Source organism: Thalassobacillus sp. CUG 92003 (assembly GCF_013618635.1).
GTDB lineage: Bacteria > Bacillota > Bacilli > Bacillales > Halobacillaceae > CUG-92003.
Map to the genome: position 1 here is coordinate 194,557 of NZ_JABLSJ010000005.1, position 23,717 is coordinate 218,273.

The following is a 23,717-nucleotide window of genomic DNA, read 5'->3' on the forward strand; positions in this document are numbered from 1 at the left end:
TGTAAGAACGTTAGAAGGCAGCACTTAAAGCAGTCACGACGTAGGAATGATTGATTGTAACATTGCTTTTTGGACATGGAGTCTGTTTTCAGCTTGTTGAAACACAACCGATTTCGGACCATCTATTACACCGGCTGTCACTTCTTCCCCTCTATGGGCAGGCAGACAATGCATGAAATGTGCATCAGGTTTAGCTGATTTCATTAACGCTTCATTGGCTTGATACGGTTGTAGTTTACTATATCGCGTATGATCTTCTTCCTGTCCCATGCTCTTCCACACATCTGTATAAACAATATCAGCTCCTTCGGCCGCTCGTTCAGGATTATGGTCTATCGCAACCGATCCATTAGATGTTTGAGCCAGGTGCTTCGCTTTTTCTGTAATGTTCGGATCAGGTTCGAAACCCTTAGGCGTGGAAACAACGATATCCAATCCCATCAAAGCCGCACACACCATCAAGGAGTGAGACACATTATTACCATCCCCTAAATAGACGATCTTCACGTTAGATAATTTCCCTTTCAGCTCCAAAACTGTAAATAAATCCGCCAAAGCCTGACAAGGATGAAATGTGTCACACAGTCCATTAATAACTGGCACACGTGAGTGTTGAGCTAATTCTTTTAATTTATGATGAGAGGAACTACGATACATGATGGCGTCGACATATCCTGAGAGTACGTTTGCCGTGTCAGCTATCGTTTCCCCTCTGCCCAACTGAAGATCACGAGGGTGGAGGTTGATCGCATGACCCCCTAATTGGGTCATGCCCACTTCAAAGGAGACGCGCGTTCGAGTCGATGACTTTTCAAATAACATAGCAAGTGTTTTTCCATTCAAGATAGAGCTATGCGGATGTTCCTTTAATTGCTGAGCTCTAGCGAGAAGCTTGGATATGTCTTCTTGAGTAAAATCTAACCATGTCAGCACATCCTTATTTAAGAAAGATGAAGGTGTAACGTCTAAATGATCAAGTAATTTCAATTGAGACACGCTCCTTTCTAGGGTGACTGCCTGGAAGTGCGATTTTACCAGGGAGTGCTGTTTGGGAAGCTTGAATATAAGCCTTGAACGTTTCTTTTTGACTAAAGACAACAATCCCGTTTTTGATTGCTTGGATACGACGTTCTCTTGCTTGCTCTGTATGATGATCATTAACATAAACTTTAGCTTTACTAGAGCGTAGCCAGTCTTCAAATTGCAGGCTTGTCGAAGGAAATTGGTTAATATCCTCAAAACGACTGTCAATCAGACATGCTTCATGCAACTGATTAAACTGTGGCAGATGCTCATATACTTTAGCCATGGCATTTGGGAGCGTGGTGCCGAGACTCATCCCTTCGCCTGTCGATTTCATATTTGGACCTAAGACATGATCCAGTTCGGGTAATGCATGTGATGAAAATACCGGGTATTTAACAGCCACATAGCGCGTATCTACTTTCGGAATAACGGTCGTATCAAGCTTCATTGCTTCAGCCATCACGTGGATGGCCATATCTACAAGCGATACATCTGACACCTTGCTAACAATCGGGACTGTGCGACTCGAACGCGGGTTCACTTCCAGGACAAGCACATCCTCCTGATCAATTAAAAACTGAATATTCATCAGCCCTTTATAGTTATAATGCCGGACGATCTGTTCTGCATAATCACGCATGCGTCCCTTCACATGTTCGGATAATGTTTGGGCCGGAAATATAGCTGTGCTGTCACCAGAATGAACCCCTGCAGGTTCTATATGCTCCATCACGCCAGGGATGAAGACGTCTTCTCCATCCGCTACCAGGTCTATTTCAGCTTCTGCTCCTTCTTTGAATTGATCCAATAATAGTGGGAAATGGTGATCGCCGGCAGCCTGCAAAGCAGCCTCCAATTCTGACTGATCGCTTACCTTTACCATTCCTTGCCCGCCTATGACGTAAGAAGGTCGACATAAAAGCGGAAATCCTATTAGCTCTGTTGCTTGTAGGGCTTCCTCTCTGGAAAAGCACATTTCCCCCTTTATATGAGGCACTTGAAGCGTGTCCAGTGTGTTATAAAATTTTTCTCTATCCTCAAGTTCTTCTAACACCTCGTGTTTAACTTGCAGTAATGGCATGTTCGCCTTTTCCAGATCTTCAGTAAGGTTGATAGCCGTCTGCCCTCCGAATTGTAACAAAACAGCATCCACTTGCTCATGACGAGCTACAGCCGTAATCACCTCTTTCGTGATCGGTTCAAAATAGAGTCGATCAGCCGTTTCATAATCAGTGCTCACGGTTTCGGGATTGTTATTGATCATAATGGCTGTCCAACCGAGATTCTGAAGACTTTGAATCGCTTTGACAGCACTGTAATCGAATTCTACGCCCTGGCCAATCCGGATTGGCCCTGCTCCAACAATCAACGCTTTTTTACCTGGAGGTAGAGGCGCGATTTCATTGCTGCCTGTGTAGGTCGAGTAGACATAATTGGTCGCCGCTTCAAACTCTGCTGCACATGTATCGACCATTTTAAAGCGAGGTTGGATAGTCAGTCTGTGCCGTAACGTCTCCACTTCAGTTTCTTCGGAACCTAACAGGGTCGCAATGGTCCCATCAGAGAAACCGCAGACTTTTGCCTGATATAATAGATCCGCCGGTAAAGTTGTCAGGGAGTAAGCACTCATGGCATTCTCCATCTTAACGACATTATGGAATGTATGAAGGAAAAATCGATCAATTGCCGTTTTTTCATAGATGGTGTCTATGTGAACGCCTCTTCGAAGCAGCTCCATGATAGCAAATAGTCTTAAATCCGTTCCATCGATTACATGCTCATATAACGCAAGTTCATCTTTTTCTTTCAATTCTGGCACAAAAAATCCATCGGATTCTTGGTCCAAGGAATTGACTGCTTTTTGGAGTGCACCTTCCAACGTCCGGTCAATCGCCATTGTTTCTCCAGTCGCTTTCATTTTTGTCGTTAAGTGGCGATCAGCATCTGGAAACTTATCAAATGGCCATCTCGGCAATTTGACCACGAGGTAATCCAGCGCTGGTTCAAAGCTTGCATACGTCGTACCTGTTAATGGATTGGTTAATTGATCCAAACAATACCCCAACGATAATTTCGTTGCCATCTTCGCAATGGGATACCCCGTCGCCTTTGACGCTAAAGCAGAAGAACGGCTGACACGCGGGTTGACCTCGATAACATAATAAGCTTTACTATGGGGATCAAGAGCAAACTGAATATTACAACCGCCTACCACATCAAGAGCTGACACAATCCGAAAAGCGGCTGTTCTTAACATTTGATATTCGACATCGGTTAACGTTTGGGATGGTGCGACTACAACCGAATCCCCCGTGTGAATGCCGACCGGATCAATGTTTTCCATATTACATACTGAAATACAGGTTCCTGACTGATCTCTCATGACTTCATATTCCAGTTCTTTGAAACCCGCAATACTTTCCTCTACCATCACCTGCGAAATAGGACTCGCTTTCACACCATTATGAATCATTTCTATAAATGCTTCCCGATCCTTTGCAATTCCGCCTCCTTTCCCACCAAGTGTATAAGCCGGCCGGATAATAATTGGATAGCCTGTGTGGTCTGCAAAATGCAACGCTTCTTCAACACTTTCTACAATCGCGCTTTTTGTCACGGGTTCTTCTAAATCATACATTAACTGACGAAACTTTTCCCGGTCCTCTCCTTGTTGAATTGACGCAATTTGCGTACCTAATAATTCGACATGATAGGCATCTAACACGCCAGATTGTTCCAACTCGACGGCTAAATTAAGAGCAGTTTGACCGCCGAGACTGGCTAGTAAACCACTTGGCCGTTCCTGCTTTATGATCTCTTTGATGCTATCGACCGTCAGAGGTTCACAGTACACGCGGTCAGCCATAGAGGTATCGGTCATGATTGTTGCCGGGTTATCGTTCACAAGCACAACCTCGTACCCTTCTTCTGCCAGAGCCAGACATGCCTGCGTCCCTGAGTAGTCGAATTCTGCTGCCTGCCCGATCAATATGGGGCCAGAGCCAATGACAAGAACTCTTTTGTTCATCTCTTCAAGCATAAATTTTCTCTCCTTTTTCGGATTGGACCATATGAAGGAAGTGATCGAAAATCCAACCGGCATCTTCCGGACCCGGGTTCGCTTCGGGATGAAATTGCACGGTCATTAGCGGATAATCGTTGTGGAAGAGACCTTCTACAGATTGGTCATTAACGTTTCGAAACCGAACCTTTAATTCCGTATTCGTGAGACTGCTTTCCGCGACATCGTAATTGTGATTTTGCGATGTAATACATACACGGCCCGTCTCGATATCTTTGACAGGATGATTTGCCCCGCGGTGGCCGAATGTTAGTTTTGTCGTATCCCCGTGGTAGGCAAGTGCAATCAATTGATGCCCTAAGCATATCCCTAACGTTGGGGTGGACTCGGATAAGGCTTTTAGCTTTGGCAACACAGCATGCAAGTCTTTAGGATCTCCTGGTCCATTCGATAAAACTAAGCCGTCCAAGGAAAGAACATCCGCCTTGTCGAGTTGACTAAAGGGGATAACGGTTACGCGAACATGATGAGCTAACAATGATTGCAAGATTGCGTCTTTATAACCAAAATCAATCAAACCGATGTGAACCCCCCCTTCTCCGTAGCTTTTAACTTCATGTTGGACTACGGAATAGGGCGTACCGATCGATTCAACTTGTTTGACAGCTTCAGGACGACCAGACGAAATCGAAGCCTGTTGAGTCCCTTTATCGCGTATTTCTTGTGTGACATCTCTCGTATCAACCCCTGTCATATAAGGGATGTTCCATTTTTCTAAATACGTTTTTAGTGAGCAATTCGCTTGATGATGATAGAAAGCATCAGCGCAGTGCAGCATAATCACGCCACTTACCTGTGGACGATCACTCTCATGATCAGCTTCATTGACGCCGTAATTTCCGATTAAGGGGTAAGTAAATACGACAATTTGATTCTTATAAGATGGATCAGTCAAAACTTCCTGGTAGCCTGTCATGCCAGTATAAAAGACGATTTCTCCTTGAATTGTATGTGAAAAATCCTCAGGTACTTCACCTGCAAAGGATGGTCCCGATAGTAAATTTACATATCCCAGCATTTTCTCACCTCATTTTTGTATTTTTATAAATGAAAAATAATATTTATACATATCATTCAAAAAGAAAGCCCTCACCCTAACGTTCATGCAAGTGGGGCTTTTTGATTTTCCGCCTCAGTTAACGTGTCTGCTAGAATACGTACTGCTTGGTCCATCTCTTCATAAGTCACTGTTAAAGGAGGAAGCAGGCGTACGACTTGAGGTCCTGCCGGTACAACGAGCAGGTGGTGAGATTGAGCTGCCTGCACGATCGGCAAGGCGTTCTTTGTTAATTCGATGCCGACCATCAACCCCTTCCCTCTGATCTCTTTGATACATTGATGGTTCAACGATTCATGCAGTCGCGTAAATAAATAGTCTGCTTTCTCGTTGACTTCTTGTAAAAACGGCGCATCGAATATAGTGTCAAGTGTAGCAATAACGGCTGAAGAAGCAAGCGGATTCCCACCAAACGTCGTCCCATGGGTGCCGTGGTGAAAAGAAGGGATCAAGGACTCCTTCCCCAACATTGCTCCTACTGGAAATCCACTGCCTAACCCTTTTGCTGTGGTCACGATATCTGGATCAAGTCCATGATGTTGATAGGCAAACGGTTTTCCAGTACGACCAATCCCTGTTTGAATTTCATCTACGATTAACAAGGCATCCAATTCACGACACTTCAATTGAACGTTTTCGAGAAAAGACGAATCAGCCGTCCTCACACCGCCTTCCCCTTGAATCACCTCTATACAAATGGCTGCGATATCTTCTCCACTCAAAGCTTCAAGCTCTTGCACATCATTGAACGGCAAATAGTCGAATGTCTGTAGTAACGGTCCAAAACCGTCGTGAACCTTTTCTTGACCGGTGGCACTCATCGTTGCAAATGTCCGCCCGTGGAAGGACTGTTGGAACGTCACGATTTTACTCTTCCCCGTATGTTTACGGGCAAGCTTGATAGCAGCCTCATTAGCTTCCGCTCCGCTGTTACAAAAAAACACCGCATCCAAATCAGTGGGAGACAACAGCCGTTCAGCTGCCTTTTCTTGTATGGGGATCGAAAATATATTGGAAACATGCCACACTTGATCCAGTTGTTCTTCCAGCGAATTTTGAACCTGCGGAGGGCGATGGCCAAGGTTGTTTACGGCTATGCCAGACATGAAATCGAGATAGTCCTGTCCGTCTTCATCCGTTACAATGGTTCCCGATCCAGCTGCAAGCTTTAATGGAAACCGTTTATAAGTTGGAAATAAGCTCACAAGATCCTTCCTTTCACTTAGCGTATATGCTCGTTCCTTTAATCTTATTAGAGTGCAGAAGAGGCTGTTCTCCGCTGACAATCACCACTTCCTTCAGATGGTCAGATAGTGAAGACACAGCCGCTTCTACTTTCGGGACCATCCCACCGTGTATGACGCCCTGGGAGATCCACGCTTTAACATCCTCTGCTGTAGTCGTTTCAACTAATTGTTCTTCATGTAATATCCCCGGTACATCAGTTACATACAATAACTTTTCAGCTTGCATGTCTTTCGCGATGGCAGCTGCTGCAAGATCAGCGTTAATATTGACCGTCATCCCCGTTTCGGTGCGACCTAGGGGCGCTACAACCGGGACATATCCTCCTTTGAGACAATGAATCAGCAGCTCTTTTTCCACTTGCTTTACTTGGCCTACAAAACCTAATGTTGCTTCATCAATCAGTTCTGCTGTCAACAAACCGTCACACCCTTTAATACCGAGGCATGAAATGTCATGATTCATGAGATTGGAGGTCACTTGAACATTGACGTGACCACCCAGTACCATCTCTACAATTTCTAACGTCTCAGCCGTCGTTTTGCGGTGGCCATTATGAAAGACCGATTCAATCTCAAGCTTTTCCATTAGATTAGAGATTTTAGGACCGCCTCCGTGAACGACTATGCAATGATAATGCTCCTGCAATTGTTTAAAACTGTGAAAGAATTCCCCTGTTGCTCCATGAAGCATGCTACCTCCCAATTTCACCACCACGACGGGCTTTGATAAAACGTTACGTTCGGTAGCTTGCATTGATTTTGACGTAATCATAAGTCAGATCACACCCCCACGCTCTGCCTAATCCGTTTCCTTCTTGAAGGCTGACGTTAATCTGAACCACATCTTGGTGCAAAACCTTTGCTACTTCTTCTTCCGAAAAAGGGTGCGCCACACCATGACTGAATACAAGAGACGAACCGATACGTATTGACGTCAATTCAGGGTTCACGCGCGCCTCACTATGGCCAAGCGCTACGACAATTCGCCCCCAGTTCGCATCTTCTCCATAAACAGCTGTTTTCACCAAGTCTGAACTGACGATATTCTTGGCCAATACCTGTGCCTCATCTTCATTCCATGCACCTTCGACATTCACTTCAACCAGCTTCGTCGCACCTTCTCCATCGCGTGCAATTTGTTTAGCTAAATCTTCACAGAGGCTGTTTAGAGTCATTACGAAATTTTCCCAGTCAGGATGCTCAGGCTGCAACGTTTCGTGCTCAACTGTATGATTGGCTAAAGTCAACACCATATCATTCGTTGAAGTCTCCCCATCAATCGTAATTTGATTGAAAGATTGATCAACAGCTCCTCTAAGAGCATTTTGTAGATGATCAGATGCGATTGTCGCATCTGTGGTGATGAAACCAAGCATTGTTGCCATATTAGGGTGGACCATGCCTGAACCCTTCGCAGCCCCTCCTAATGTTACAGTTTCACCGTCCACTTCTACCTGGTAACAGGACGTTTTCTGCAAGGTATCAGTCGTCAGAATAGATTGTTGAAAGGCCTGAGCATCCTCCTTATTGGATGAATACGTAATGTTAGAACATCCATATTGGATGTGTTCCATAGGAAGCTGTTCCCCGATAACGCCCGTTGAAGCTACCGCCACATAGTGCGTGGGAATACCTAAACGTTCAGCTCCCCATTTCCTCATTTGATAAGCATTTTGCAAGCCTTCTTCCCCGGTGCAAGCGTTCGCTACCGCACTGTTAATCACTAGCGCTTGCACCATATTTGAATGGGATATGCTTTCTTGTGTCACTTTTAACGGGGCCGCCTGAAAATGGCTTTTTGTGTAAACTGCCGCGCATGAAGCGGGTTGTTCACTATATAAGATGCCAAAATCCAACTTGGAACGACGCAACCCTGTGTGGATGCCTCCAGCCTGAAATCCCTTCGGTGTCAGCAAGTTTCCCTCATCGACTTTTTGAATACGTTTCTCTTTCATGGTGTGTTCCAATTCCTCACTCTCCTTCTATTGTTCTATGGATAAACAGGCGATGATCTCAGGCCGGCTGTTTCTTCATAATCAAACATGATGTTCATATTCTGAACCGCTTGCCCCGCTGCACCTTTCATCAAATTATCAATAACTGAAACGATCATGACTCTTCCAGTTCGCTGATCTAACTCAAGCGAGATATCACAATAGTTTGAGGCGTAAACGTCCCTGGTACCCGGAAATTCTCCTTTCTCCCTTAACCTTACACAGGGTTGATGTTCATATTGTTTTTGGTAAAGGGCGATCAGGTCCTCATAACTTAAATCATGGTTTAAATCAGCATACATCGTTGCCATGATACCTCGGGTCATCGGAGCTAAATGAGTCGAGAATGTAATCGGTGCTGATTCTTGTGACCAATGGTGTAATTGCTGTTCAATCTCTGGGGTGTGCTGATGCCTGTTCACTTTATAGATACGAAAATTTTCTTGAGTGGCTGCAAAATGCGTAACAGGATTCGGGTTTTTCCCAGCTCCAGATACGCCTGTTTTAGCATCAATAATGAGAGAGGAATTGTTAATAAGTCCATTTAAAACCAACGGCGCCACTCCCACTAACACGGCAGTAGGATAACACCCGGGATTAGCCACTAAATTCGCTTGTTGCACCCTTTTTGTATTAAGTTCGCTCAAACCATAAACAGCCTGGTCTAACAACGCAGCGTCCGCCGGAGAACTGTTATACCATTGCCGATAAACTTCCGGATCACGTATGCGCAAATCTCCTGATAAATCGATTATTTTTGCTTCCCCTCCTAACAGCTGAGGAGCAAGCTGAGCAGCTACGCCAGCCGGAGCGGCTAAAAAAATGATATCCAACTCTTTTTTCATTTTCTCCGGTTCGAGGGCGTGAAGAACCGCATCGGTCACATTATACAAATGTGTGTATATTTCATTATATGAAACCCCCGTTTGACTGGAGGAATATAGCGTGATCGATGCAACGTTCGGGTGTAAAGAGAGCAACCTGTATAACTCCGCTCCTCCGTAACCTGTAGCCCCTACGATTCCAATTTTCAACAAACAACCACCCTTCCTTTAATCATCCAATAGCATCGAATGAATAAATATTAAAAATACTGTATAATTATGATATTATTATATGTATGAAGCCATATGTCAAGAGAATTCAAAAAATATTCCACAACTAAATCTAAAATTCCGCTACACCTCAGAATTCCATAGTCTTGTCATTTTCCCAGTCATCCCATTTTTGTAGTGGATTGTACTCTTATACAAACCTTAGGTAATTGGACAGACATGCGTTGTGATAACAGGACCTCCCTCTAAAACGAATAAGCTCTCATATGGTTTCGAACAGCCTGTATGGCAAAGGGATGATGGAAGAAAAAGTGCCTGACTTGTTCATGAGAGTTAAAGACCCAGTGATGTCAGGAGCCTGTTAAGTCTGTAGAGCTAATCAAAACACCATTAATATATTGTGAAAATAAACAAAAACGCCCACAATCCTACATTCCTTTATAATTAAACAAAAAACATAAAACTCACCTCATAAATTCATGATATTGAAATAATTATTTTTTTTAAAAAATTAGAATTTTGGGTTTATTGCTTTGCTATGAGGGAACGAGATTGATACGAAGAGGGAGTTCCAATTAATAACAAACGACCTCGAATCTTCAGGAACACACATCAGGAGCTTAAATTCAAACAAGGAGTGTTTAATCATGGAAGATCTTTATCCATCAAGGTACAGTAGTAAACCAGAAATAGTGGAGCGTCAGGACCCAGTCATTCATACTGACCGTAATCAGCAACATGCAGCTCCACTGACCAAACAACAGTTAGATTTTTTTGAAAACAACGGTTACATTCAACTGGACAATATTTTTTCAGAGCAAGAAGTATCCGATATGCAAAAGGCGATTTTTGAATTACAGGATTCTAATGAAGACAACATGGCGGATACAATCATTCGCGAACCTGAAGCCAATGAAATACGTTCCATTTTTGATGTGCATAAAGAAAGTTACTTCGAAAAAATAGCAAATGACCAGCGTTTGTTGGATATCGTTAATTATCTGTTGGGAAGCGATGTTTATATTCATCAATCCCGAATCAACTATAAACCTGGTTTTACAGGCAAAGAGTTTGATTGGCATTCAGATTTTGAAACATGGCATGTGGAAGATGGCATGCCGCGAATGAGGGCTGTCAGTCTTTCCATAGCATTAAGTGATAACTACAGCTTTAATGGACCACTCATGCTAGTTCCTGGATCACAAAATTACTTTGTAAAATGTATCGGTGAAACACCAGAAAACAATTATAAAGAATCATTGAAACGACAAAAGTTAGGTGTCCCTGATCAAGACAGTATGAGATGGCTAGCTGACCAGGGAGGGATCGATGTTCCGACTGGTAAAGCAGGCTCAATTACACTGTTTGAATGCAACACGATGCATGGTTCAAACAGTAATATCACGCCGTATGGACGAAACAATATGTTCATGGTATACAACAGCGTGCATAATCAGCTGGTGCAGCCATTCTCAGGAAATAAACCTAGACCCGAGTTCATTGCCGTACGTCATCCAAAAGTAACAGCCCACAACTAATAAAATTGGAACTCCCTCATGGACTGAGCCAGTCCAATAAATGTAATCTTAACCTGTGCTGCTATTTTCCAGAGAGGTCATGTCTTCATGTGGCCTCTCTTTTTCTTATGGCTTTGATACACGTTGTTGGTGAGTGAGAAAAGCGTAAGGGTTTTTACGAAAATAAACGAACGTGATTGTATTGTACGAGCTACGTTCATATACATAGAGGAGAGTGTTAAACATGCTTGAAGCGCTCATCATATTTGCAGCTCAACTGATTTTGATTCCGATTGTAACCATCAGGACCATTCTAGTCGTCAAAGGAATACGAAATTTAGCAGCATTCATCGGTGTTTTCGAAGGATTTATCTATGTTATCTCTTTAGGGCTCGTGTTCAGCGATTTATCGAACGTCTGGAATATGGTCGCCTACGCCCTCGGCTTTGGGATCGGGTTGTTCTTAGGCAGTTTGTTAGAAGCACAACTGCAGATCGGTTATGTTACCTTTCAAGTCAATATATTGAATCGTGATGATGAGTTGGTAAAAAACCTAAGGGCGGCAGGATTTGGAGTTACGACGTATGTAGGGGAAGGAATAGAAGAAAAACGGTACCGATTAGACGTATTAGCCAAACGCAATCGTGAAAAGGAGTTCCATAAAATCATCAACACATTGGCCCCGCGAGCATTTGTGGTCTCATATGAACCTCGAACGTTTAAAGGCGGATTTTTGACAAAACGCATGAGAAATCGAGCCAGCTGAAGAAAACCCAGCCAAAAGATGTCTTACCTTATGATAAGGCATCTTTTTTAGTGAATTCAGACTATTCTCAACATTAAAACAGTCGTTTGCATCATACCATACTCCTTTAAACTAAAAACAGCAGCACAACCGCATAAATAGCTTTATCTCCTCCCATAATTTGCCGAATCCCCTATTATATTTGAGTATAAATACCCATAACCCTTATCACACAAGCACTTTTCAACCTGGATTTGTTAAAATCGAGAGCATTTTTGGTTCTGTAAGAGTGTTATAAGGAAAGTGGCTAGCTATTTACTATTCAGTCCGACTAACCGCTTCATTACTCCATAAATACGCTTTTAACAGCTTTGACATAGTTGTGCATCCATATTAGTGTTTAAATGCAAGCTGCTTTTCCATGTTTTATAAAAAATTTAAGAGGTGATAATATCCAAACGATAACAAGACCTGTTAAGACAAACTATCAATTTCGAAAACCAGAAAAATCAGATGGAGCAGCTATATGGAATTTGATCAATGACATTCCAGTGCTCGATTTGAATTCATCTTACAGTTACCTGTTATGGTGTGAATGTTTCAGTGATACCTCGGTTATTGTTAATGATGGAGAAGAAACCGTGGGCTTCATATCTGGTTTCATTAAACCATCCTCTCCCAATGTACTGTTTATCTGGCAAGTCGCAGTAGCTGAGACCGAACGAGGTCAAGGCCTGGCCACTAGAATGATTGACCATATTCTAAAACGAAATGACAGCCATCATATTCAGTATATTGAAGCTACCGTATCCCCATCTAATAAACCTTCCACAAAACTCTTTAAAGGGTACGCGGAGAAAAAAGAAGTTCCTTGCCAAGTCAAGAACTGTTTTTCTGAAGACGATTTCCCTGGTGAAGGTCATGAAGAAGAAAACACCTTTCGAATTGGACCATTCAAGGACTAACATAGGAGGCCAAAATTAATGACTATTTCTAAACAAAAACCGACAGTGGACGTATTTGAGCAACTGGAATCTGAGGTACGCAGTTACAGCCGCAGCTTCCCCACTGTCTTTGAAAAAGCACAAGGATACAAACTATGGGATACCAGTAATGAAAGCTATATTGACTTCTTCTCTGGTGCCGGGGCGTTAAATTATGGACATAACAACGCTGCGATGCAGCAGAAAATGATTGAATATATTCAAAGCAATGGTCTGTTGCACAGCCTAGATATGGGTACCATCCCTCGCGCTGAATTTTTGCAAGAATTCAATGACGTCATATTAAAACCACGCGATATGGATTATAAGGTCATGTTCCCTGGACCAACAGGAACCAATTCAGTAGAAAGTGCTTTGAAAATCGCCAGAAAAGTGACAGGCCGTGAGAAAGTCGTCACCTTTACTAACGCTTTTCATGGTATGACAATCGGTGCTCTTTCGGTAACAGGCAACGCGTTCAAACGCGGTGGTGCAGGAATTCCTTTAAACCATAGCATTGCCATGCCTTACGATGAGTATATTGAAGGTCAAGATTCATTGGCTTTTCTGGAAAAATCACTTGAAGACGGCGGCAGTGGAATAGAAATCCCCGCTGCGGTTATTCTAGAAACTGTACAAGGAGAAGGTGGAATTAACGCCGCAAGCTTTGAATGGCTACAAAAAGTAGAAGCTTTGTGCCGCCGTTTTGACATCCTGCTGATCGTTGATGATGTGCAAGCCGGATGCGGTCGGACAGGAACATTCTTCAGTTTCGAACCAGCAGGGATAAAACCTGACGTGATCTGCCTGTCTAAATCAATAAGTGGCAGCGGCCTCCCCATGGCTATCACATTGATCAAACCTGAATATGATAAATGGGGACCGGGTGAGCATAACGGAACATTCCGAGGCAATAACCTTGCTTTTATAACTGCAACTGAAGCTTTAACTTATTGGAAGAACTCTAAATTCAGCCAATCCATTCAAGAGAAAAGCAAGATGATTAAACAACAACTTACGAACTTTACAACCGTTTATCCTGAACTGGAAGCAGAAGTACGCGGTCGTGGATTAATGCTCGGCCTTGCTTGCGGTAAAAAGGAGATGGCAAACAAAATCGCTGAAGTCGCCTTTACTAAAGGACTGGTGATTGAAACGTCTGGCCCGGATGATGAGGTATTGAAACTGTTACCTCCTCTTATCATCGATGAAGAAGGGATTACTCAGGGGCTCGACATCATTGAAGAAAGCATTAAGGAAGTATTAGCTAAGGAGGAAGCTTAAGAAATGAATGTAAAAAGTCTAGAAGATATCATCGGAACAGAAAATGAAGTACAAGACGACAATTGGGTAAGCCGACGCTTACTATTGCGAGAAGATAACGTAGGATTCAGTCTGCATGACACTGTGCTTTATGAAGGCACTGAGACTTATATTTGGTATAAAAACCATATTGAAGCTGTGTATTGCATCGAAGGAGAAGCTGAAATCGAGACACTGAAAGATGGAAAGAAATATCAAATTAAACCAGGCACCATGTATTGTCTCGATGGCAATGAAAAGCACTATTTGCGTGCTAAAACAGATTTCCGTGTTGTATGTGTTTTTAATCCGGCACTTGTAGGTGACGAAGTACACGATGAAGAAGGCGTTTATAAGCTTCCCGCCGACCAGGCTTAATTTCGATGCACACCCAAAAATGCTCGACTATGTTCACATCAATAAAGTAATTGCACAAACCAGACCAAAAACGCTTGGATGTTTATTATCCAGGCGTTTTTGGTTTTAATATGATAGTGTTTAGTTAGAAGAATGAGTCCCAGTTAATAACTTCTTTAATTCTTACAATAAAATCTGATCTCCTGACAGAAAAGTTTCACCATTTTATACATATATATGGATGTGTTAGGATTTTTCTTTAAGGAGGATGGTTTTATGAATAGTATCAACGAGATTGAAAAGAAAATTGAAGCCCTCAGGCAACGCATGTATGAGCTCTATCATGCAGATCCTTCTAATGAGAACCTATTAACGATTTCCCAGGAATTGGATCATCTACTGAACCAGTTAGATCAGTTTATCGATTCAAGACAGGCCAAAGCATGGAATGACCATTCTAACAACGATTACTAATGGAAAAATAATACATTACCATCGAAACAGTGGAAGACGTTCCTCAGAAAGCAGTGTATGAAAAAAAGAAACACAAAATGCCGAACGATTTCAGCAAATCGTTCGGCATTTTGTGTTTCAGAGAGGTGTAAAAACAGAAGCGCTGGAGAGATAGTCAGCTCTTAAATGGTATACAGAATTGGGATGTCGCTGACTTTTATAATTATAAAGACAGCATACCTTGGGAGTATAGGGGCTCGTTTTTCTCCTATATCGAATGGGGTGGTTGGGGAGCTTCGAGACTCCCGTGGGAGAAGGAGGTAGGCGAGATCCCACAGGGCTTTAGGCTTTAGCCCGAGGAAGCTCGCCAGTTCCCCCACAGGAAAGCGAGTAGCATCCCAACCACCCCTGACTCAACACAGCAACGAGCCCCGGTTAGCTTGAAATCGATTCTTTAGCGTTCAGAAAACGCCTTAGGCAGCATGTAAACATTTCACTACTCTTCAAATTGAGTTTGTATCGCTTCTTTATAGCGTTGATAATAGGCTGGAATGTTGTTTAACAGTAGTAATTCAGTAAATAAATAACTTTTCATATTAAAATCGTTGAAATCAATTGAGGTCATATCCAGTATTTGTTTGATGCGATAGTTCAATGTGTTCGGGTGAATATATAATTCATGTGCGGACTGCTTCACTTTACCATTGTTCGCAAGATAAACTTCCAACGTTTTGAGCAGCTCTGTCTGACTTTCAGTATCCTTTTGAATAAGCTTTAATAAGTCCTCACTGAAGTATTCATCAGAACTGTTTTTTTCATATAAGGTTGCCAGGTAGCGATAAACCCCAAGATTTGCAAATTCCCTCGGCATCGAATCGGGACGCGGCGTAATGAAGTTGGCTGTTTCAATCACTTCCAGTGCTTCAAGAAAACTCTTCCTCATGTCAAAGAGCTTTTGATACTCTTTTCCGACACCAATCAGGAAATAATAAAAGTGACTTTCCCCTACTGTCCTTTTTACATCCTCAATGAATGAGCGGGCCATATTGCGGGAAGCGAACGTTTCCTCATGATCTGAACGAACGACAAATACCATTTGGAATTCCGTCTTTAAATATTGAATATACGCATTGTTAACAAACTGGGCCGCTGCCTGTTCTAAATAATCAAGTAAATATTTCTGCTGAGGGGAAGTTACGGAGAACACTAATATGGAAAAACGATCAGGTAAAATTAATTTAGAAAGAGCAGCATCGTGCCGTATTTGACTTTCACTTCCATATTCATGATGAAGAAGCTTCCAAAGCAATTCCTCACGTCTGCCTTCAATCGCATTCACTCTGGCGTACGTATCATAAATCAATTTACCTAGATGCGGTGCCACATTTTCTAAAAAGGATAGCTCCTGTTCTGTTAGAGGGCGTTCTGATTCCTGCACCCAAATATATCCCATCGTATGATTCAAATGCTTAGCTGCAATCACTATTCGCTGGTAGAAACCAAGCTCTTCAATCGGATCGACTCTAATTGGGCTTGGCTTCTTTTCCAACTGGTGCACGATCCCTTCTTTTTTTAAACGATCAATGATAAAAATAGGGCATTTCTTGGAAAGAATGGTTTTTTGCTGTGTCTGGTCAAAATCGTCAAATGATGAACTATAAGATATCAATTCAAAATTTTTAGTTTCAATGATTACCGGCTTATTTAATGTAGAACTTATTAATTCAGTCGCTTTATGGATATCTTCAGTCTGCAGGATTAATTCAGCAACTTCCATGGCCGCTTTTCCCCTTCCCAAATATAAACGAATCAACTCGTATTTTCTATTCATTATTATATCTGTTCTTAAGAGAAAGAAAAAGGAAGAGAATTTGTTAATGCAAGATTAGGCCATTATAGAGGCTACGAGGTATACACTTATGTTGACGAAGACGATATACTTATTTTCTACATTTAGCTAGACAAAAAAGACCGTCGATGTATTCTCTACTGCCGTCAGACCAATAGTATTCCAAAATTAACGCGATAAAAATGGAAGTCCAAGAAAAAATAAAGACTGCCGAGACTTTCTCGACAGTCTTAACGCTCAGTGTATAGGATTGATTAGAATTGTTCTGAGATGGTTTTTGCTTGCATGTGGAGAGCTAGATAGTCTGGACCGCCCGCTTTGGAATCGGTACCTGACATATTGAATCCGCCAAATGGCTGGTAACCAACAATGGCTCCCGTACAATTACGGTTAAAGTACAGGTTACCCACATGAAAATCTACTTTCGCTTTATCTAAATGCTCACGGTTATTTGAAATAACAGCACCAGTCAAACCGTATTCGGTGTTGTTGGCAATATCAATCGCTTCATTAAAGTCATTGGCTTTGGTAAAGCAAACAACGGGACCAAAGATTTCTTCTTGCTGCATACGTGAATTTGGATCAAGGTCAGCAAACACGGTAGGCTCAATGAAATAACCTTTAGAATCATCGCCTTTACCGCCTGTCACTAATCGTCCTTCTTCTTTGCCGATTTCGATATAGCTCATGATTTTATCAAAAGCAGCTTGTTCAACGACCGGTCCCATGTAGACATTCGATTCTGTTGCGTTGCCTACTGTTAATTCTTTAGCACGTTTCGCCACGCCGTCAAGCACTTCATCATAAACATCTTTGTGCACGACAGCACGAGAACCGGATGAACATTTTTGTCCAGAGAAACCGTACGCAGATACAATGATCGCTTCAATCGCTGTTTCAATATCCGCTTCCTTATCAACGACGACCGTATCTTTGCCGCCCATCTCTACAATCACTTTTTTCAGATGCTTTTGCTCAGGCTGGACTTCTGCTGCACGTTTGTAAAGCTCTGTTCCAACATCGCGGGAGCCTGTGAAGGATATGAGGGCCGTTTTAGGGTGATCGACCAAATAATTTCCTACTTCTCTTCCGCTGCCAGGTACAAAGTTCAGTACACCTTTAGGCAAGCCTGCTTCTTCTAGCACTTCTACAAATTTAGCAGCAATAACCGGACTATTACTTGCCGGCTTCAGAACGACGGTGTTGCCTGTTACGAGCGGCGCGACTGTTGTTCCTGCCATAATGGCAAAAGCCAAATTCCATGGTGGAATGACGACTGAAACACCAGTGGACGTATAAATATAACGATTCTGTTCTCCCGGGCGGCTTTCAACATGCTTGCCTTCACCCAGTTCAATCATCTGACGTGCATAATATTCCATAAAATCAATCGCCTCTGCCGTGTCAGCATCCGCTTCCTTCCAAGGCTTTCCTACTTCATATGCCAAATAAGCAGAGAATTCATGTTTGCGTCGGCGTACGATTGCAGCAGCACGGAATAAAATTTCTGCCCGGGAACGCGGGTCCCATTTCTTCCAGTCTTCAAAAGCGTTACTAGCAGATTGTATGGCTTTCTCGGCAATTTCTTGGTTAGCTTTTGAGACATTTCCCACAACCTGTTTCGTGTTAGCAGGGTTGGTTGAAACAATTTTTTGGTCAGTGCGTATACACTCACCGTTCACGACTACATCATAGTTTTCTCCTAATTGACCTTTGACTAATTTCAATGCCTCTTCAAATTCTTTTTTATTTGATTCGACTGTAAAATCTGTAAATGGTTCATGCTTATATGGTGTGACCATAATAAAATTCCCCTTCCAAATATAAGTTATTTGCTGAAGATCCCTTTTAAAGCAAAACTGATGTTTGCCGGACGTTCAGCTAAACGACGCATAAAGTAGCCGTACCAATCTTCTCCGTAGGGAAGATAGACTCGTACCTTATAGCCTTCTTTCATTAAATCAAGCTGTGTCTGGTTCCGCATGCCATATAGCATTTGGAACTCAAACTGATCGTTTGGAATGTTGTGTTCTTTAACCAATTGCTTTGTAAAGCGAATCATCTCATCGTCATGACTCGCCACAGCAGTATAATGACCGTTTAGAAGGTTTTTTCGAATCATCTGCTTTAAATTGTCATCCACCATTGATTTTTCAACAAAAGCAACTTTCCCGGATTCTTTATAAGCGCCTTTGACCAACCGCAAGTAGGGATGATAGTCATTCAGGTCGTCTAAATCTTCTACAGAGCGGTAAAGATACGATTGAATAACGGTGCCGATGTTGTCGTATTGGGATTTTAATGATTTATAGATCTCCAGGGTTTGCTGGCACCGAGTAGAATCTTCCATGTCAATTGTAATCACGACATTGTGCGCTTGAGCTTTTTCCATGATCTCATGCATGTTCTTCATAACCAGTTCATAGCTGATATCCATTCCGAGCGAGGTCAACTTTAAAGATAGCTCTGAATGAAGGCCATTTTGGTCGATTTTCTCAATTGTAGCCATACATTCTTGACAGCGCTTTCTTGCCTCCGCTTCGGAGTTGACGAATTCCCCGAGATGGTCGACCGTTACATGTAAACCTTGGTTGTTTAATTGTTCAATTAACGGAATCGCCTGGTCAAACGTCTCGCCTCCAACGATTTTGTCAGCACCAAACTTACTCCCCCAACGTTTAGCTAGCTTATCCAACACGCGGCTATTAGACAGATAAAGGAAAAAGTTCTTACTTATAGCTTCTAAGGTCATCACACCCCTTCATCATTAAGTTCCCTAAAAATGAAATAGCTGTTCAAAATAGACATGATTTGTTCATGTATTAAGAAAATTATAACGATTTTTGCAGAATAATGATACGTGATGAAAGCACAAACATGTTGGGGGTGTTTTGTGTCTCAGGCACAAAGTAAGATTGACAGTCCTTTCTGTTGCTTTTAGGAAGAAGGAGATTCTACAATCGGTTTATTCATGAACCAATTCATAGTAAAGCTTATCTTCTTAGACATAAATAAAACAAGCCCTCTCCTTATTTAAAAGGAAAGGGCTTGATTTAGATGAGCCGTACTGGATTTGAACCAGTGACCTCTTGCCTGTCAAGCAAGCGTTCTCCCACTGAACTAACGGCTCCTATTTAGAAAAAGAATCTGACGTAAACGTAATCAATCGACATGTAATAATATATAATGGATTGAACACAATGTCAATGCTTAAATGCTTTTGATTGGCTCAATTGATTACAAATAAACAGAATAAGCTGCATTTTAGTGAATCATGCAATAAGTGATCATTTCAGCGGCATAATAAGCGTAATTCAACAGGAGGTTATGTTTATGAAATATATGCTCATAGCTTGGGCAGCTTATGCGGTACTGGGTGCTTTATTACTGTTTGCCATTTATTTAGCAGGAGGGTTTAAAGGTTTGTCATGAAAGTGCTCAACGTCTTATGCTTATTTGTGATAGAATAGATTTAACTTTTCTTCATGCGGGAACAACCGTATATGAAGATGACGCTTCATGCAATACGATACGATTACAGGTATCGTTTTTTAGGAGGACAGGATTATGGGACGTTCAGGAGATATGGAAGATTACCACATTGAAAGTCACTTTCTAAACGAAACAATGACTTTAAAAGTGTACAAACCTGAACACTTTTCAACATTGTACAAATATCATATATGCATCATGCAGGATGGTGACGACTACTACCAAATGGGCAGGGTGGCTACATTGAGTGACAAACTGCATAAAGAAAACCGAATTGAAAACACCATTTTCGTAGGCATCCATTATCGAGATAAATATGATCGTCAGGATAAATATCACCCTGATGGCAAACAACAGACGGCATATGTGAAGTTTTTGGTGAACGAAGTCGTACCGTTCTTAGATGAACATCTTCCCGGCTATCATATGGGGAGCGGCCGAACACTTATGGGCGATTCATTGGCGGGAACGCTTGCTTTCATGACCGCAGTCAAATACCCTCACACGTTCGGCAATGTTATTATGCAGTCACCATTTGTCAGTGAGCACGTCATGGAAGTCTTACATACAGTGTCAGACTTGTCTTCCCTTTCGATCTATCACACCATAGGCGATCGTGAAGATGATGTTCCAACAACGGATGGGTCAAGAAAAAATTTTTTGGAACCCAACCGCGACCTTCGAAATTATTTAAACCGTAAACCTTTGACTTATTTTTATCATGAAATTGAAGGGGACCATACCTGGGGGACGTGGCAAAAGGATATTGAACGAGCTATCATTACAATGTTTGGACAATAAACGGCATTTCTAAATTTTCAATTATTTGATATAATATTCGTACGTATACATTCAGACTGGAGGAAATAACCCATTCAATTCTCCTCCGGAACTCTGTCTACACTATTTCAGGAGGGTTTTTCATGAAGTATGGTATTGCTATTTTTCCTTCAAAAAACATACAAGACATCGTCAATTCATACCGTAAACGATACGATCCGCATTACGCCTTAATTCCACCACACATCACACTGAAAGAGGCTTTTGAAGCCACGGATGAGGAAATTGAATTGTACGTGGAGGAATTAAAAAAAGTAGCTATAGAAACAGAACCATTTGACTACGAAATTCACAAGGTCAGTTCCTTTACGCCCGTCACAAACACAATTTATCTTAAGGTCGAACCTTCTGAAGAAATGTATAACTTGAATGAGCGCCTTCATTCAGGCGCCCTTCCATCAGAACAAGAATTTTCATTCGTCCCGCACCTCACCCTTGCGCAAAAGCTTGCTTATGAGGAATATTCGGATGTTTATGGCAGCCTAAGCATGCACAACTTCGATCTTAAAGACACTGTCCATCGTTTTCAGTTGTTGTATCAGCTTGAAAATGGGTCTTGGAGTGTCTTTGAAACATTCCGGCTAGGTGAGGGGTAAAGCAGCTATGAACATCAAGACCGTCACCTCTTCTGCCTCGCTTGAAGATGCTTACCACATCCGTCGAACAGTTTTTATCGAGGAACAAAATGTGTCCCCTGACGAAGAATTAGATGGACTCGACAATGAAGCCATTCATTTAGTGGGATACATACACGAGCAGCCGATTGCCGCTGCTCGTCTCCGCTTTGTGGATGAGTATGGTAAGTTGGAGCGTATATGTGTCTTGCCAACGTTCAGAGGTAACGCTTACGGTAAGAAAATGATTGAAGCGTTAGAAACTGTGATTATTGAACAAAATAGTTCTCATGCTAAGTTAAATGCTCAATCCCATGCTAAAGGATTTTACCAATTATTAGGTTACGAGCAAATATCAGACGAATTCGTCGATGCAGGCATTTTGCATGTCACCATGACTAAACAATTGCGGTAAAAGCTCTGTTTAATAAACAGGCTTTTTATTTTGGGTATATATTCGTCAACTTCCGTTTACAATGGTAACAAAACCGTAACGGGAATGATGACGAAATGGATTACTTTCATATTTTTATAGAAACGGTATTTGGGTTTGCTGCCTTGTTTGTACTGACGAAAGTATTGGGTAAATCTCAAATCACTCAAATTACAGCGTTTGATTTCATTGCAGCATTAGTGCTTGGGGAACTCGTAGGGAATGCCTTGTATGACCCGGAGGTCGGCGTTGCAGAAATAGGTTATGCCGTCTTACTGTGGGGAATCTTGATTTACGCAACAGAACTCATTACCGAAAAAGTGAAAAAAACACGCGGCCTTTTAGAGGGCCGTCCTTCCATCATCATCTATAAGGGAAAAATGTTAAAAGAGCAATTATCCAAAAGTAAGTTGGATATTAATCAACTTCAGCATTTACTCCGTTCCAAAGATGTGTTCTCGGTACAGGACGTTGAGTATGCTGTCCTGGAAACGGACGGTACCATCTCTGTATTAAAAAAATCACACATGCAAAACCCGACTCGAGGCGATTTGAATTTACAACCACAACCAGTTCCCTTACCGACGACCCTGATCAGTGATGGCGAAGTCATTTGGGACAATCTCCTCGAAACGGGTTTTGATCGAGAGTGGTTGGAAACGCAACTGCAGTATCAAAATGTCAATGACATCTCTAATGTATTATACGCAGAATATAAACAAGGAGAAGCTCTGTATGTATTAACATACTAAGCTTCTCCTTCAATAATTCTGAAGACCCAGCGATATTTCTCGACATCATGGACGATCCGTTTTTGTTTTATCAATCCGACTAAGTAACCTGTGACAGCTGTCTTATACAAAAGGAAGTGTGATAATGCTGGTGTGCTTACTTGAAAATGATCACACATATTCGCAACGATGTGTTCATGGGTTACACCTTCCGGATGGGCATCTATCACCTCATAAATATGTTGCAGCAAGGATTCATGGTAGTCAATATTCTGATGCACGGTCTTCTCAAAAAATGACTCATATGTGCCATGTCCAGGCACAGCACCGTCACACTCGACAGTCAACAACGTGCGCAATGACTGCAAAGTTTGGTAAGCATCGGTGATATAAGGTATTTTATGCTTTTTCAGCTGATCTTCGCTGAAATAAGCATCCGCTGCATATAAGACATTCTCCGTTTTGACAGCGGCTTGATTATAGCTATGGCCAGGTAAAGAGATGATGTCGAGCCGGAAATTTCCGATTTCCATCTTACCGTCATAAGCTAATGCATCTATGCGCACAGGTTTCCCTTCCAAAAACTTATTTCGCAATTCCGGAATCGGATCATTACCTGAAAATAGATAGAGCGGCTCTAACATCGGGAATTGCAGAATAGCCGACTCAAATGGAGGAGCTATCGTGTAGACATTAAACTGGTTCTGAAGATATGCAGCTCCTCCGTAATGATCGGCATGAGCGTGGGTAATAAACAAATGCGTAAGTGGACAATCCCTTGCCTTTAATTCTTTTACAACTTGTTTGACTGAGGTACTATCTATTCCAGTATCAATCAACATCCCCTGATTCCCGGAACGGACATAGCCAATATTCACTGAACGATCAAAATAATAGCAGTTCTCATTCAATTGTATGAACGTCATACGAGCCAACCCCT

The 23,717-nt window shown here is 42.1% G+C and carries 21 protein-coding genes and 1 tRNA gene; 10 read left to right on the top strand and 12 right to left on the bottom strand.

Annotation, left to right across the window (positions count from 1 at the left end; genetic code table 11):
- Nucleotides 1-33: 33 nt before the first annotated feature.
- The 7 genes from argF to argC all read right to left on the bottom strand — a co-directional run bounded on the left by argF (nt 34) and on the right by argC (nt 9,440).
- A complete protein-coding gene (argF, locus tag HOP45_RS09775) occupies nt 34-987 on the bottom strand; it encodes an ornithine carbamoyltransferase (protein WP_181349095.1) in 954 nt (317 codons plus the stop codon).
- Nucleotides 974-4,066, bottom strand: coding sequence for a carbamoyl-phosphate synthase (glutamine-hydrolyzing) large subunit (locus HOP45_RS09780; RefSeq protein ID WP_255437573.1), 3,093 nt, complete (start codon nt 4,064-4,066; stop codon nt 974-976). The genes argF and HOP45_RS09780 overlap by 14 nt, the downstream gene beginning before the upstream one ends.
- On the bottom strand, nt 4,059-5,126 hold the full coding sequence (locus HOP45_RS09785; RefSeq protein WP_181349096.1) for a carbamoyl phosphate synthase small subunit: 1,068 nt from the start codon (nt 5,124-5,126) through the stop codon (nt 4,059-4,061). Before HOP45_RS09785 ends, HOP45_RS09780 begins: the two co-directional genes overlap by 8 nt.
- Nucleotides 5,127-5,209: 83 nt before the next feature.
- Nucleotides 5,210-6,370 (bottom strand): acetylornithine transaminase, encoded by a 1,161-nt coding sequence (locus HOP45_RS09790; RefSeq protein ID WP_181349097.1) that lies wholly within the window; start codon nt 6,368-6,370, stop codon nt 5,210-5,212.
- A gap of 13 nt (nt 6,371-6,383) precedes the next feature.
- On the bottom strand, nt 6,384-7,184 hold the full coding sequence (argB, locus tag HOP45_RS09795; RefSeq protein ID WP_255437574.1) for an acetylglutamate kinase: 801 nt from the start codon (nt 7,182-7,184) through the stop codon (nt 6,384-6,386).
- The gene (gene argJ, locus HOP45_RS09800) at nt 7,147-8,379 is read right to left on the bottom strand and encodes a bifunctional ornithine acetyltransferase/N-acetylglutamate synthase (RefSeq protein WP_370457998.1); all 1,233 of its coding nucleotides are present in this window, start codon (nt 8,377-8,379) and stop codon (nt 7,147-7,149) included. Before argJ ends, argB begins: the two co-directional genes overlap by 38 nt.
- A gap of 23 nt (nt 8,380-8,402) precedes the next feature.
- Entirely contained in the window at nt 8,403-9,440 is a 1,038-nt protein-coding gene (gene argC, locus HOP45_RS09805; protein WP_181349098.1) for an N-acetyl-gamma-glutamyl-phosphate reductase, read from the bottom strand.
- 668 nt (nt 9,441-10,108) lie between these two features.
- Between argC and thpD the strand changes: the two genes are divergently transcribed.
- The 6 genes from thpD (at nt 10,109) to HOP45_RS09835 (ending at nt 14,839) form a co-directional block, all read left to right on the top strand.
- Nucleotides 10,109-10,999 carry an ectoine hydroxylase gene (gene thpD, locus HOP45_RS09810; RefSeq protein ID WP_181349099.1) on the top strand — a complete coding sequence of 297 codons (891 nt, stop codon included), beginning with the start codon at nt 10,109-10,111 and terminating at the stop codon, nt 10,997-10,999.
- Between the two features lie 223 nt (nt 11,000-11,222).
- A complete protein-coding gene (locus HOP45_RS09815; protein WP_181349100.1) occupies nt 11,223-11,744 on the top strand; it encodes a DUF2179 domain-containing protein in 522 nt (173 codons plus the stop codon).
- Nucleotides 11,745-12,127: 383 nt separating this feature from the next.
- Nucleotides 12,128-12,688, top strand: a complete 561-nt coding sequence (gene ectA / locus HOP45_RS09820; RefSeq protein ID WP_181349101.1) for a diaminobutyrate acetyltransferase — start codon at nt 12,128-12,130, stop codon at nt 12,686-12,688.
- A gap of 18 nt (nt 12,689-12,706) precedes the next feature.
- Nucleotides 12,707-13,990, top strand: a complete 1,284-nt coding sequence (ectB, locus tag HOP45_RS09825; RefSeq protein ID WP_181349102.1) for a diaminobutyrate--2-oxoglutarate transaminase — start codon at nt 12,707-12,709, stop codon at nt 13,988-13,990.
- Between the two features lie 3 nt (nt 13,991-13,993).
- Entirely contained in the window at nt 13,994-14,386 is a 393-nt protein-coding gene (locus HOP45_RS09830) for an ectoine synthase (RefSeq protein ID WP_181349103.1), read from the top strand.
- 255 nt (nt 14,387-14,641) lie between these two features.
- On the top strand, nt 14,642-14,839 hold the full coding sequence (locus tag HOP45_RS09835; protein WP_181349104.1) for an aspartyl-phosphate phosphatase Spo0E family protein: 198 nt from the start codon (nt 14,642-14,644) through the stop codon (nt 14,837-14,839).
- Between the two features lie 475 nt (nt 14,840-15,314).
- On the opposite strand, the gene HOP45_RS09840 is transcribed toward HOP45_RS09835, so the two are convergent.
- The 4 genes from HOP45_RS09840 to HOP45_RS09855 all read right to left on the bottom strand — a co-directional run bounded on the left by HOP45_RS09840 (nt 15,315) and on the right by HOP45_RS09855 (nt 19,797).
- The gene (locus HOP45_RS09840) at nt 15,315-16,595 is read right to left on the bottom strand and encodes a PucR family transcriptional regulator (RefSeq protein WP_181349105.1); all 1,281 of its coding nucleotides are present in this window, start codon (nt 16,593-16,595) and stop codon (nt 15,315-15,317) included.
- A gap of 326 nt (nt 16,596-16,921) precedes the next feature.
- Nucleotides 16,922-18,469 (bottom strand): L-glutamate gamma-semialdehyde dehydrogenase, encoded by a 1,548-nt coding sequence (gene pruA, locus HOP45_RS09845; protein WP_181349106.1) that lies wholly within the window; start codon nt 18,467-18,469, stop codon nt 16,922-16,924.
- 26 nt (nt 18,470-18,495) lie between these two features.
- A complete protein-coding gene (locus tag HOP45_RS09850; RefSeq protein WP_181349107.1) occupies nt 18,496-19,419 on the bottom strand; it encodes a proline dehydrogenase family protein in 924 nt (307 codons plus the stop codon).
- A 306-nt stretch (nt 19,420-19,725) separates the two neighbouring features.
- Nucleotides 19,726-19,797 (bottom strand) — tRNA-Val (locus HOP45_RS09855).
- 437 nt (nt 19,798-20,234) lie between these two features.
- On the opposite strand from HOP45_RS09855, the gene HOP45_RS09860 reads away from it, so the two are divergent.
- The 4 genes from HOP45_RS09860 to HOP45_RS09875 all read left to right on the top strand — a co-directional run bounded on the left by HOP45_RS09860 (nt 20,235) and on the right by HOP45_RS09875 (nt 22,798).
- Nucleotides 20,235-20,960 (top strand): alpha/beta hydrolase, encoded by a 726-nt coding sequence (locus HOP45_RS09860; protein WP_181349108.1) that lies wholly within the window; start codon nt 20,235-20,237, stop codon nt 20,958-20,960.
- A 122-nt stretch (nt 20,961-21,082) separates the two neighbouring features.
- Nucleotides 21,083-21,595, top strand: coding sequence for a YjcG family protein (locus HOP45_RS09865; RefSeq protein ID WP_181349109.1), 513 nt, complete (start codon nt 21,083-21,085; stop codon nt 21,593-21,595).
- A gap of 7 nt (nt 21,596-21,602) precedes the next feature.
- The gene (locus HOP45_RS09870; RefSeq protein ID WP_181349110.1) at nt 21,603-22,028 is read left to right on the top strand and encodes a GNAT family N-acetyltransferase; all 426 of its coding nucleotides are present in this window, start codon (nt 21,603-21,605) and stop codon (nt 22,026-22,028) included.
- Nucleotides 22,029-22,123: 95 nt separating this feature from the next.
- Complete coding sequence (locus HOP45_RS09875; RefSeq protein ID WP_181349111.1) at nt 22,124-22,798, top strand: YetF domain-containing protein; 675 nt, start codon at nt 22,124-22,126, stop codon at nt 22,796-22,798.
- On the opposite strand, the gene HOP45_RS09880 is transcribed toward HOP45_RS09875, so the two are convergent.
- Entirely contained in the window at nt 22,795-23,703 is a 909-nt protein-coding gene (locus HOP45_RS09880) for an MBL fold metallo-hydrolase (protein WP_181349112.1), read from the bottom strand. The two genes, HOP45_RS09875 and HOP45_RS09880, sit on opposite strands and share 4 nt — an antisense overlap.
- Nucleotides 23,704-23,717 lie beyond the last annotated feature (14 nt).